Source organism: Paraburkholderia sp. JPY419 (assembly GCF_050435705.1).
GTDB classification, from domain to species: Bacteria; Pseudomonadota; Gammaproteobacteria; order Burkholderiales; family Burkholderiaceae; genus Paraburkholderia; species Paraburkholderia youngii.
Window position 1 is genome coordinate 1,079,041 of sequence record NZ_JBNDKV010000004.1, and the last position, 13,008, is coordinate 1,092,048.

Annotated in this window: 5 protein-coding genes; 1 reads left to right on the forward strand and 4 read right to left on the reverse strand. The window is 63.1% G+C overall.

Features of this window, described 5'->3' with window-relative positions:
* Positions 1-32: 32 nt before the first annotated feature.
* Positions 33-1,307 (reverse strand): Rieske 2Fe-2S domain-containing protein, encoded by a 1,275-nt coding sequence (locus QFZ91_RS33465; RefSeq protein ID WP_429569819.1) that lies wholly within the window; start codon positions 1,305-1,307, stop codon positions 33-35.
* Positions 1,308-1,448: 141 nt separating this feature from the next.
* Between QFZ91_RS33465 and QFZ91_RS33470 the strand changes: the two genes are divergently transcribed.
* Positions 1,449-2,237, forward strand: coding sequence for an IclR family transcriptional regulator (locus QFZ91_RS33470; RefSeq protein WP_429569820.1), 789 nt, complete (start codon positions 1,449-1,451; stop codon positions 2,235-2,237).
* A gap of 95 nt (positions 2,238-2,332) precedes the next feature.
* On the opposite strand, the gene QFZ91_RS33475 is transcribed toward QFZ91_RS33470, so the two are convergent.
* The 3 genes from QFZ91_RS33475 to QFZ91_RS33485 all read right to left on the reverse strand — a co-directional run bounded on the left by QFZ91_RS33475 (position 2,333) and on the right by QFZ91_RS33485 (position 13,006).
* The gene (locus QFZ91_RS33475) at positions 2,333-5,347 is read right to left on the reverse strand and encodes a response regulator (RefSeq protein WP_429569821.1); all 3,015 of its coding nucleotides are present in this window, start codon (positions 5,345-5,347) and stop codon (positions 2,333-2,335) included.
* 248 nt (positions 5,348-5,595) lie between these two features.
* Positions 5,596-6,348: an OmpA family protein gene (locus tag QFZ91_RS33480; RefSeq protein WP_429569822.1), complete on the reverse strand. Its 753-nt coding sequence runs from the start codon at positions 6,346-6,348 to the stop codon at positions 5,596-5,598.
* 88 nt (positions 6,349-6,436) lie between these two features.
* Positions 6,437-13,006, reverse strand: a complete 6,570-nt coding sequence (locus QFZ91_RS33485; RefSeq protein ID WP_429570941.1) for a YadA-like family protein — start codon at positions 13,004-13,006, stop codon at positions 6,437-6,439.
* Positions 13,007-13,008: the final 2 nt, after the last annotated feature.

Below are 13,008 nucleotides of genomic sequence, written 5' to 3' on the forward strand. Positions count from 1 at the left end.
GGGGGCGGAGAGAAGCCCGGCCCCGCCGTGCATCAGATCGTGTAGATCGGTTGGTCCTTGCCGTCGTGCAGATGGATCACCGCCCATTCCTGTGGCTTCTGATCGCGCGGCAGCAAGACGCCGGCAGCGCGCACGCGCTGCTGGTCGGCGTCGATCGCGGGCGGATCGGTGTCGGGCACCAGCGCCGTGGCCGCCTCGTACATCATGCGGCGCGCCATCACGATCGCGCGGTCGGTCGGCAACAGCTTTTCCTTGCTGTGGTCCTGGATCGGACCCATGCTTTCCTGCAGCGACGCGTCCTGCATCGCGAAGCCGAACACGCCCGAGTACGCGCGCTTTTCCTTCTGCGCCTTGCGGTCGATCAGGTAGTCGTTGTCCTTGTTCGCCTTCGGACGGAACGAGCCACCCTCCTCGTACTCGCAGTGAATGCCCTTGCCGGCGTTCAGGTCGGCCAGTTCCTGCTCGTCGAGCGGACGGTCCGGACGGAAGTTGATGCTCCATGCCCAGCAGTTGTGATCGTCGATCGGCACCCACACGTGGCCCGCGAGCGAGTGGTCGCCGAACGGCGGGATCAGCGTGTACCACGGGAACAGCCACTGCGTGACGCGCCAGTAGTACGAATCCGGCTCGCCGTTGCGGCGGCCGAACAGCGTGAGGCCGAACGGCTGCTTCTCGATCTCGAAGATCACGTTGCCGTCCGCCTTGATGTAGTCGAGCGCCTTCGTGCCCTGGTGCATCGGGTCATCGTCGACTTCGTAGCGGTGCACATACGACACGTGACTCGTGTCGATGCCGCCTTCCATCGCCTGCAGGTAGTTCGATTCCTGCAGCCGCTTCGACACGAACACGTGGCTCTCCGGCAGGTTGCACCACTCGAGATCCGGCGGCGCCGGCTGGCGGTCCTTCGGCCCCATGTACGCCCACACGATGCCCGCGCGTTCGATGCACGGATACGCCGTGATGCCCATGTGCTTGCACGCCTGCGGTGCGGACGGCACTTCGACGCAGTTGCCGTTGCGGTCGAATTTGAGGCCGTGATACGAGCAGCGGATGCCGTTCTCTTCATTGCGGCCGAAGTAGAGCGACACGCCGCGGTGCGAGCAGAACTCGTCGATCAGCGCGGGCTGGCCTTCGGAATCGCGAAAGGCCAGCAGCTTTTCGCCGAGGATCTGCACGCGCACCGGCGGGCAATCGGGCTCCGCGATTTCGCTCGCGAGCAGCACCGGCACCCAGTAGCGGCGCATCAGATTGCCCATCGCCGTGCCCGGGCCAGTGCGAACCAGCGTCTCCGACATGTTCTTGTCCATAATTCCTCCGAATCCGGTTGTCCGTTGTATGAGAATGTGGTCTCATTGTACGGACAGATTGATGTGAGTCAAGTTCGTGCCGATAGGGACTTTCACTACAATGTGCAATCGACGCGGACCGTCGCGGAAAGGAAATTTCAAATGGAAGAAAAAAAGCCGCACGAAAATGTGCGCGCAGTCGAACGAGCGCTAGAAATTCTTCTGGCGTTCCGACCCGGGGACAAGGAATTGACCGTCGCGGAGTTGCTGACCCGCGTGGACCTGAGCCGACCGACGCTGTACCGACTGCTGAATACGCTCGAACAGAACGGCTTTCTCGCGTCGTCGGGCGAGCCGCAGCGCTTCAGGCTCGGCAGTTCTGTCGCGCAAGTCGCGCACGCGTGGATGGCGAACAATACGATTGCGCAGCTCGCACAGCCGATGCTGCGCGAGCTTTGGGAAGCGACCTCGGAGACGGTCGCGTTGTTCGTGCCGGAGGGGACCTACCGGATTTGCGTTGCCGAACTGGAAAGTCCGCAGCCGCTCAGTTTCCGGCGCGGAGTCGGCTATCGCGAGAAGCTCGTGCTCGGCGCGAGCGGCCGCACGATTCTTTCGCAGATGCCGCTGTCAGAGGACGATCTGCGGCGCTATCTGACCGATCCGAATCAGGACGTCGCGGCGCTCGCCGCCGATCTCGATGCCGTCCGCGCGAAGGGCTTCGGCACCAGCCATCACGAACTGATCGCCGGCGCAGTCGCAGTGGCCGCGCCGTTCTTCAACGGTGCGAACCAGGTGGCGGGTTCGGTGTGCATCTTCGGGCCGAGCGTGCGCGTAACCGACGAGCGCGTCGCGCACTTCGCGACGCTGCTCAAGCGAGAGGTGGGCAATCTGTCGCGCGCGCTGGGGCATCAAGGGGAAACGGGACGGGTGCCGAGTGTGGTGCGTCGGTGAAATCGGCATCGAAGATGCTGGCCGACGTCGGGAGTGGCGGCGGAGAAGTCGACGCTCTGTTCAGCCGCCGGCTGACTCAGCGCTGACGCCGAAACTCATGCGTCGGACTGCACGCCAATGACGCGCCGCGCGAGCGCCGAATATGCAAGTGGCTCGAAACGTTCGAGCCCATCCTTGACGGCAGCGATGTCGTTATTTCTGGCTTGCTGCTCCATCTGTGCGCAAGCAGTCGCTACTTCGGTTTCCTGAATCATCGCGAAAGATCCGCGTACCGCATGAAGCTGGGCGAGCACCGTTTTCATATCCCCAAGCTCAATGGCGGCATGCAATTCCCGAAGCGAATCCTTCAGCGCCTGAGTCATCGCGGCGTGGATGTGCTCGGGCAATGGCCCTTGCGAGATATCGCGCCTCGCCACGGTGTCGTTCGCGGGACGCCTGGCTGCCTCGTTGACCAACCGCCGCACCGTCGCTTCCATCGTGTCGAGCAGGACAGGTTTGAGGAGGACCTCGTCGATTCCCGCTTGCGTGCATTGCGCGCGCACTTCTGCCGCGACGTGCGCAGTAATCGCGATGATCGGCACCGGCGCGCTTTGGGCACGAAGGCAGCGCGCGAGCGCGTACCCGTCCATCCCCGGCATATTGATGTCGGTCATTACCAGATCGTAGTGGCGCTCGTTGAAGCGCCGCAATGCCGCCCCGCCACTTTCGGCCATATCGGCCTCGTATCCCAGAGTGGCAAGTTGAGCGACGAGCAACTCCCGGTTGGCGAGTTGATCGTCGACGACGAGGATTTGAATGGCGTGTGTGTCGATCTCGGTGGATTTCGGTTCGGCTTTGGTATGCCCTGGGGCGCTGACCGGGGTGGCTGCACTCACCGGAATGGGCAAGGTCACGACAAAGGTGCTTCCGGCATTCAACTCGCTCTTCACCCGAATCGTGCCATGCATCAATTCAGTCAGGCGCAGACAGAGCGCGAGTCCGAGGCCTGTTCCGCCGTAGCGCCTCGCAATCGACGAATCGGCCTGTGTAAAAGCATGAAATAGCGTCTCCTGCTGCTGCGGAGTCATGCCGATGCCGGTGTCGCTGACACCGATCACGATCGGAGAATCGTCGGCCGTGTCGTCCTTGAGGTAGACCTCCAGTAGGACATCGCCCGTGGCGGTGAATTTGATCGCGTTGCTGACCAGGTTGATCGCGATCTGCCGGATTCTCGTCGGGTCACCGAGATAGTGCGGCGCGAGCGCATCGTCTATCACGCAGTCGAACTCGAGTCCCTTCGCCTGCGCGACGGGTTCGAACATCGCGGCCACCTCACGAATCACCTGACCGAGATCGAAGCTGATCGACTCGAGCGTCATCTGCCCCGACTCTACCTTTGAAAAATCGAGGATGTCGTTGATGATGCCGAGCAGCGCAGTGGACGACGACGTGACAACCCCTACGCGCTGTTCCTGCAATGGCGACAGCGGCGAGCGTCCGAGCAGTTCGAGGTTGCCGAGGATGGCATTGAGCGGCGTGCGTATTTCGTGGCTCATCATCGCGAGGAACGCCGACTTCGCCTCGTTGGCGGCGTCCGCCGCGGCACGCGCCTCGTCCAGCTTGCGCTCGGTGTTCTTCAGCGTCGTGATGTCGGAAAAACTGCATAGCAACACGTCTTTCCCGCGATATTTGGTGCGCACCATGCTCACCAGCAGGTCGTCCACCCGGCCATCGGTCAGCCTGAGCGGCATCTCCAGATCGGACTGCCACGCGGGAGCGCCGGGGCTGTGGTCATAGAGAGCGAGCAAACGCTCGTGCAAGCGTGGTTCGTCCGGATGTGTGTTCAGTTCGTAGCTACGCATCAGGTTGCTCTGCAACAGAATTTCGCCCTGTTCAAAAGACAGCAGCGCGAACCCGGACGGCGCGGCGGCAACCATCGCGCGATTCAAGGCTTCACTTTCGAATACTCGTTGCGAACGTTCGTAGTCGGGCTTGAACAGCTTGTGATCGAGCATCAACAGAAGCAGCCACATGAATCCCAGGACCAGCAGCATCACTGCAATGTACGCAGCGAGGCGCGGCCCCAAGTCGCGCAGAATCGTGCGCCACGTGAACGCGTAAACGATGGTCCAACCAGAATTCGTTACTTCCGCACTGGCCGTGAAAAGTCGATTGCGATAGCGACGGCTTTCCCCGGTTCGCTCCGCCGCTTGCGAACGAGACTCGAGAATCCGTTGCGTCAGCGTACCGTCGGTACCCGGCGTGGCTGTACTGAGGATCACGTTGCCGGCGGAATCCAGCAGCAGCGATTCTTCATCGTAGCGCCCGCCGGCAAGTATTTCGATTATGGAACTCAAGTAAATCTTTCGGACAGCCACGAGGAAAATCTTGCCCTCGCTAAAAGCCGGCATGACGAACCGGATTGCGGGTTGGTCGCCGAATGGATCTGTGACTGGCGGAAACCAGATCGCACCCTCGCCCTCTCGCAACCGCGAGATCACCGTTGGGTCTGTCAGATCGCCGAGGTCCGGTGCAATGCGATCGAGAAGCTCGTGAACGTCTTTCATGCCGCTTTGCTTGACCGGGTTGCCCGATGCCGGTGCAGGAAGAATTCCGACGAAGCGCCGGTCCGGCGAATAGAAATAGCCTGACACCGCATTGGTCTGCACCTTGGCCCAAGGTCCAACACGATAATGGAAATCGACGCCGAGCGCGAGATACGGTGCAAAATCCGATGCGTGGTGCGACGGACCAACATCGCCGAGCATCATCACCGGGTCAAAATTCGCGTGTCTCTGCAGAATGACTTGTCCATGCTGCGCGGCAAATTCGTCGATGAGGGCCGCGGGTGGAAGTGGTCGCGTGCCCCACCCCGATTCTTCATGCAGGATCGCGGCTCGCAAGGTTCTTTCGCGCTCGAGGAACTCCAGTTGCAGGCGAGTTTGGCGTAGAGAGAAGTCTCTGTAGCGATCCTCTATGTATTCCGCGATTGCCGAGTGCAGCACAACGCCGGTCAACAGCACCAGCACAAACGAGATGGCGATGCCCGCCCCCATGACCAGCGCCCGCTGATATCGGTTTAGCCTGCTCGGCTCATCAATGTGTGCATCGCCATTGGGTGCGTAAGTCACACGCTCATGTCCAGTGGAATCTGTGCTCTTTGATGGCATGGCGGACCCGGATCCGGGACCTTGGAGATGATTTCAACATCATACGGCCAATCTGAGGCGTTGCGCGTTTGAAGTCATTCGAGCCGCGTTCAGGCAGGGGCCGACGAGCACAGGTCCGCACGAGAAGTCTCATGGAAAAAATAAATGCCGTTCAGTTACTTCGCTGAACGGCATTACGGCGACGGCGGAGTATCAACTGAACGGGACGATCAGGAGATGACTCCAGACGCTACGACGCGCACTTCCACGCGGCGATTGTGCGCGCGCCCTTCAGCCGTCGCATTCGAGGCGACCGGATCATCCGCAGCCGCGCCCTCGGCGACGAAACTCTGGGCCAACAACCCGCGGTTACGCAGGTATTGCAGGACCGACTGGGCACGCGCTTCCGACAATTTCTGGTTGTGGGCTCGTGTGCCGGTCGAATCCGTGTAACCAATTATCGTCACACGTCGGAAGTTGATGCCCTCATTCACGCGCATGAAATTATCGAGACTCGCCTTTGCCGCACTACTCAATACGGCGCTGTCCGTGGCGAAATTCGCGTCGCCCTGCAGCAGGACCTGGCGGCGCTCTTGAGACTGGGATTGAGGTCGAGGTTCGGGTTTCGGTTGAGATGGAGGTTGGGCAACCGGGGCGGGGACAGCTTGCGCCTCAACCGGTTTTCCGCACATGAAGGTAACCTCGCGCGGATCTTTCGTATTGACACCGGACCTGACTCCATCAACGGCCTGCACCAGCGTGACAGGCTTGTCCTTGCAGATCTCGGCCGCCACCATGAAACAGGTTTGCGAACTTTCGAGCAGACCACCGCACTCGACGCGATAAGTCGGCGCTTTCTGGTCCGGAGCAACGATTGCATGTGCGTTGTAGGTCGGGCCCGATTGCGTCGTACATGCCGCCACAAGCCCCAATACTGAGCCCAGCAATGCCAGGCGTGGATAAACTGAAAAGTGCTTTTTCATGTTTTGTAGATTCGCTTGAAGCGAAAGAAGAAAAAATTGTTTGATTCGAAGGGGAGAGAGAGGGGGCGCACCCCCTCTTACTAAACGCTTACCACTGGTACGAGGCGCCCACCCCGACAGTCGTTCCACCGCTGGACAAGCCAACACCCGCTTTCATCTTGATGTTTTGCGTGATGCGCGCCGTACCACCGATCGCGACAGCCTGATAGCCCTTATAGGTCCCGCCACCAATACCGATCGACAGCGTCTTGTCCTTATCGACGTCCGGAATCATCGTCAGCGCAGTGGCCGCCGCAATACCCGAGTAAGCGCCCCTAGCCACATCGTTGATCGCCTGGTCTGCAGCGTTCATGCGGTCGTCGAGGCCCGACAGGGCATCACCCACGTTTGAGTATGTGCCACCTGAGAGCTGATACGACGGTCCGGTCACCGCACCGGTCGTCGGATCGATGCTGGCGCCGCCGCCCAGACCATCAACCACGGTCGTCAGCTGCGAGACGTTGACGGCATCGGTTGCCTGTGAGCCAGCCGCGACGTTGGTGACCTGACGCTGTCTCCCAGCGGAGCCCACAGAGACAGTGTTCTCCCGATCAGCAACCGAATCCTGACCCAAGGCAACCGAGCTGGAGGCCGTGGCTTGCGCACCCTGACCCACTGCAACCGCACCAGAGGATGCCGCGGCGCCTGAGCCTATTGCCACTGCACTGTCCGAGGCGTTGGCGTTCGAACCGACTGCTGTACCGTTGTCACTCGTAGCCACCGCACCGGAACCAGCCGTGGTGCTGCCCGCACCCGTACCCGGCGCCGCAGCGTTGACAACGGCACTATCATCCGACGAGGTATCCGTTGCGTTGAAGTACGGATTGCTGCCCGATCCACCGTTGCCTCCCGAGCCACCGTTGTTCTCAATGTTGGTGACTCGGCTGTTGACATTGGTCACCTCGTTCTGCAGCGCTTGCAGCTGACCGTAGTTCACAGCGTCATAAGTTGACGATCCTGCGGCAACGTTGGTCAACACCACTGGACCAGACGACCGGCCGCCACCCAGCGTCACGCTGTTGTAGTTCACCGTGCCATCGGTGTTGATGTCGTACTTGACCACGCCTAGATCCAGGTTGGTCATATTGCTACCGATCTGGTCCAGTGCCTGATTCGTTGCATACAACTGCGAGCCGTTCACCGCGTCCGTGCTCGTCGCGCTCAGGCGACCGGCGGCCACGTTCGTGATCGTGCGTTCGCTACCGTCGCTGCCCACGCTCACCGTGCTCGTCGGGTTGGCACCGGCGAACGCATGCTCCGTCCCGCCAATGGTCGCGCCGCTCGTGCCCACCGCGGCAGACGTCGTCGAGCCTGCGCCCAGCGCCACATCATTTGCGTTGTTCGACACCGCACCCATACCGATTGCCACCGAATCCTCACCCAGCGCAGACGAATCTGCACCCGTCGAGTTCGCATGGAAGTACTTCGTACCGTTCTCGTACACGTTCGTCACCTGGTCACCCAGGTTGGTGATCGACTTCGTGTTCTGGTCCACCTGCTGGTTCGTGGCGTACAGCTGCGAGCCGTTCACCGCGTCCGTGCTCGTCGACGACAGCTCGCCTTCGGCCACGTTCGTGACCTTCGTGCCATGGATGCCGTCGCCCAGCGTGATCGCGCCCTTCGACGAGTCGTCGTAATGCACCGCCAGCGGATCCGTCCCGCTGCCCGCACCATTCCTGATGTCCTCGCTCAGTTGGTCTACCTGCTGGTTCGTCGCGTACAGCTGAGAGCCGTTCACCGCGTCCGTGCTCGTCGCGCTCAGGCGACCGGCGGCCACGTTCGTGATCGTGCGCTCGTTACCCATGCTGCCCACGCTCACCGTGCTCGTCGGGTTGGCACCGGCGAACGCATACGCCGTCCCGCCGATGGTCGCTCCAGCCGTACCCACCGCCGCTGCCGTCGTCGAGCCTGCGCCCAGCGCCACATCATTCGCGTTGTTCGACACCGCACCCATACCGATTGCCACCGAGTCCTCACCCAGCGCCGACGAATCTGCACCCGTCGAGTTCGCATGGAAGTACTTCGTGCCCTTCTCGTACACGTTCGTCACCTGCTCGCCGATGCTCGTCACCTGGTCGCCGATGGTCGTCACCTGGTCGCCCAGGTTTGTCACGTTCGTGTTGGTCTCGGTCAGCTGCGCCATGTTGACCGCATCGCCCGGGTTCACACCTTCCGCCACGTTCGTGATGGTCTTGCCGCCCGCGTCGATGCCACCCGTGGTGATGCTCGGGCCGTTCTTGATGGTCAGGCCGTCGTTGTTCACCACCGTGTCACCCATCGTCACGCTGTCGACCTTCAGGTCGCGTGCCAGATCGAAGTTCACGTCGTTGCCGGTCGTGCCCTTGCTCACCGCGAGGTTGCCATCGGTGTTCTTCAGGTCGACCGTGCCGCCCGGCGCCACGTTCGTCGCATTCGCGCCCTGCGCGCTCACGTTCCAGCCTGCGCTGGCCGTCTTGCCGACCTCGTCGAGCTGCTCCTTGTTCACCGCGTCGCCAGCGTCGACCCCCGCCGCCACGTTGATGATCTTGCTGCCGCCCGCGTCGATGCCACCCGTGGTGATGCTCGGGCCGTTCTTGATGGTCAGGCCGTCGTTGTTCACCACCGTGTCACCCATCGTCACGCTGTCGACCTTCAGGTCGCGTGCCAGATCGAAGTTCACGTCGTTGCCGGCCGTGCCCTTGCTCACCGCGAGGTTGCCATCGGTGTTCTTCAGGTCGACCGTGCCGCCCGGCGCCACGTTCGTCGCGTTCGCGCCCTGCGCGCTCACGTTCCAGCCTGCGCTGGCCGTCTTGCCGACCTCGTCGAGCTGCTCCTTGTTCACCGCGTCGCCAGCGTCGACCCCCGCCGCCACGTTGATGATCTTGCTGCCGCCCGCGTCGATGCCACCCGTGGTGATGCTCGGGCCGTTCTTGATGGTCAGGCCGTCGTTGTTCACCACCGTGTCACCCATCGTCACGCTGTCGACCTTCAGGTCGCGTGCCAGATCGAAGTTCACGTCGTTGCCGGCCGTGCCCTTGCTCACCGCGAGGTTGCCATCGGTGTTCTTCAGGTCGACCGTGCCGCCCGGCGCCACGTTCGTCGCGTTCGCGCCCTGCGCGCTCACGTTCCAGCCTGCGCTGGCCGTCTTGCCGACCTCGTCGAGCTGCTCCTTGTTCACCGCGTCGCCAGCGTCGACCCCCGCCGCCACGTTGATGATCTTGCTGCCGCCCGCGTCGATGCCACCCGTGGTGATGCTCGGGCCGTTCTTGATGGTCAGGCCGTCGTTGTTCACCACCGTGTCACCCATCGTCACGCTGTCGACCTTCAGGTCGCGTGCCAGATCGAAGTTCACGTCGTTGCCGGCCGTGCCCTTGCTCACCGCGAGGTTGCCATCGGTGTTCTTCAGGTCGACCGTGCCGCCCGGCGCCACGTTCGTCGCGTTCGCGCCCTGCGCGCTCACGTTCCAGCCTGCGCTGGCCGTCTTGCCGACCTCGTCGAGCTGCTCCTTGTTCACCGCGTCGCCAGCGTCGACCCCCGCCGCCACGTTGATGATCTTGCTGCCGCCCGCGTCGATGCCACCCGTGGTGATGCTCGGGCCGTTCTTGATGGTCAGGCCGTCGTTGTTCACCACCGTGTCACCCATCGTCACGCTGTCGACCTTCAGGTCGCGTGCCAGATCGAAGTTCACGTCGTTGCCGGCCGTGCCCTTGCTCACCGCGAGGTTGCCATCGGTGTTCTTCAGGTCGACCGTGCCGCCCGGCGCCACGTTCGTCGCGTTCGCGCCCTGCGCGCTCACGTTCCAGCCTGCGCTGGCCGTCTTGCCGACCTCGTCGAGCTGCTCCTTGTTCACCGCGTCGCCAGCGTCGACCCCCGCCGCCACGTTGATGATCTTGCTGCCGCCCGCGTCGATGCCACCCGTGGTGATGCTCGGGCCGTTCTTGATGGTCAGGCCGTCGTTGTTCACCACCGTGTCACCCATCGTCACGCTGTCGACCTTCAGGTCGCGTGCCAGATCGAAGTTCACGTCGTTGCCGGTCGTGCCCTTGCTCACCGCGAGGTTGCCATCGGTGTTCTTCAGGTCGACCGTGCCGCCCGGCGCCACGTTCGTCGCATTCGCGCCCTGCGCGCTCACGTTCCAGCCTGCGCTGGCCGTCTTGCCGACCTCGTCGAGCTGCTCCTTGTTCACCGCGTCGCCAGCGTCGACCCCCGCCGCCACGTTGATGATCTTGCTGCCGCCCGCGTCGATGCCACCCGTGGTGATGCTCGGGCCGTTCTTGATGGTCAGGCCGTCGTTGTTCACCACCGTGTCACCCATCGTCACGCTGTCGACCTTCAGGTCGCGTGCCAGATCGAAGTTCACGTCGTTGCCGGCCGTGCCCTTGCTCACCGCGAGGTTGCCATCGGTGTTCTTCAGGTCGACCGTGCCGCCCGGCGCCACGTTCGTCGCGTTCGCGCCCTGCGCGCTCACGTTCCAGCCTGCGCTGGCCGTCTTGCCGACCTCGTCGAGCTGCTCCTTGTTCACCGCGTCGCCAGCGTCGACCCCCGCCGCCACGTTGATGATCTTGCTGCCGCCCGCGTCGATGCCACCCGTGGTGATGCTCGGGCCGTTCTTGATGGTCAGGCCGTCGTTGTTCACCACCGTGTCACCCATCGTCACGCTGTCGACCTTCAGGTCGCGTGCCAGATCGAAGTTCACGTCGTTGCCGGCCGTGCCCTTGCTCACCGCGAGGTTGCCATCGGTGTTCTTCAGGTCGACCGTGCCGCCCGGCGCCACGTTCGTCGCGTTCGCGCCCTGCGCGCTCACGTTCCAGCCTGCGCTGGCCGTCTTGCCGACCTCGTCGAGCTGCTCCTTGTTCACCGCGTCGCCAGCGTCGACCCCCGCCGCCACGTTGATGATCTTGCTGCCGCCCGCGTCGATGCCACCCGTGGTGATGCTCGGGCCGTTCTTGATGGTCAGGCCGTCGTTGTTCACCACCGTGTCACCCATCGTCACGCTGTCGACCTTCAGGTCGCGTGCCAGATCGAAGTTCACGTCGTTGCCGGTCGTGCCCTTGCTCACCGCGAGGTTGCCATCGGTGTTCTTCAGGTCGACCGTGCCGCCCGGCGCCACGTTCGTCGCGTTCGCGCCCTGCGCGCTCACGTTCCAGCCTGCGCTGGCCGTCTTGCCGACCTCGTCGAGCTGCTCCTTGTTCACCGCGTCGCCAGCGTCGACCCCCGCCGCCACGTTGATGATCTTGCTGCCGCCCGCGTCGATGCCACCCGTGGTGATGCTCGGGCCGTTCTTGATGGTCAGGCCGTCGTTGTTCACCACCGTGTCACCCATCGTCACGCTGTCGACCTTCAGGTCGCGTGCCAGATCGAAGTTCACGTCGTTGCCGGTCGTGCCCTTGCTCACCGCGAGGTTGCCATCGGTGTTCTTCAGGTCGACCGTGCCGCCCGGCGCCACGTTCGTCGCATTCGCGCCCTGCGCGCTCACGTTCCAGCCTGCGCTGGCCGTCTTGCCGACCTCGTCGAGCTGCTCCTTGTTCACCGCGTCGCCAGCGTCGACCCCCGCCGCCACGTTGATGATCTTGCTGCCGCCCGCGTCGATGCCACCCGTGGTGATGCTCGGGCCGTTCTTGATGGTCAGGCCGTCGTTGTTCACCACCGTGTCACCCATCGTCACGCTGTCGACCTTCAGGTCGCGTGCCAGATCGAAGTTCACGTCGTTGCCGGCCGTGCCCTTGCTCACCGCGAGGTTGCCATCGGTGTTCTTCAGGTCGACCGTGCCGCCCGGCGCCACGTTCGTCGCGTTCGCGCCCTGCGCGCTCACGTTCCAGCCTGCGCTGGCCGTCTTGCCGACCTCGTCGAGCTGCTCCTTGTTCACCGCGTCGCCAGCGTCGACACCCGCCGCCACGTTGATGATCTTGCTGCCGCCCGCGTCGATGCCACCCGTGGTGATGCTCGGGCCGTTCTTGATGGTCAGGCCGTCGTTGTTCACCACCGTGTCACCCATCGTCACGCTGTCGACCTTCAGGTCGCGTGCCAGATCGAAGTTCACGTCGTTGCCGGCCGTGCCCTTGCTCACCGCGAGGTTGCCATCGGTGTTCTTCAGGTCGACCGTGCCGCCCGGCGCCACGTTCGTCGCGTTCGCGCCCTGCGCGCTCACGTTCCAGCCTGCGCTGGCCGTCTTGCCGACCTCGTCGAGCTGCTCCTTGTTCACCGCGTCGCCAGCGTCGACCCCCGCCGCCACGTTGATGATCTTGCTGCCGCCCGCGTCGATGCCACCCGTGGTGATGCTCGGGCCGTTCTTGATGGTCAGGCCGTCGTTGTTCACCACCGTGTCACCCATCGTCACGCTGTCGACCTTCAGGTCGCGTGCCAGATCGAAGTTCACGTCGTTGCCGGCCGTGCCCTTGCTCACCGCGAGGTTGCCATCGGTGTTCTTCAGGTCGACCGTGCCGCCCGGCGCCACGTTCGTCGCGTTCGCGCCCTGCGCGCTCACGTTCCAGCCTGCGTTGCTCGCCTGGCTGATCTGCTCAATTGCCTGGTTCGTTGCATACAGTTGCGAACCATTGACCGCATCGGTGCTCGTCGCGCTCAGGCGCCCGGCGGCCACGTTCGTGATCGTCCGCTCGTTACCCACGCTGCCCACGCTCACCG

What these genes read in the sequence shown, in the direction of transcription:
- QFZ91_RS33480 (WP_429569822.1), bottom strand. Translation starts at nt 6,348, where the DNA reads ATGAAAAAGCACTTTTCAGTTTATCCACGCCTGGCATTGCTGGGCTCA.
- QFZ91_RS33465 (WP_429569819.1), bottom strand. Translation starts at nt 1,307, where the DNA reads ATGGACAAGAACATGTCGGAGACGCTGGTTCGCACTGGCCCGGGCACG.
- QFZ91_RS33470 (WP_429569820.1), top strand. Translation starts at nt 1,449, where the DNA reads ATGGAAGAAAAAAAGCCGCACGAAAATGTGCGCGCAGTCGAACGAGCG.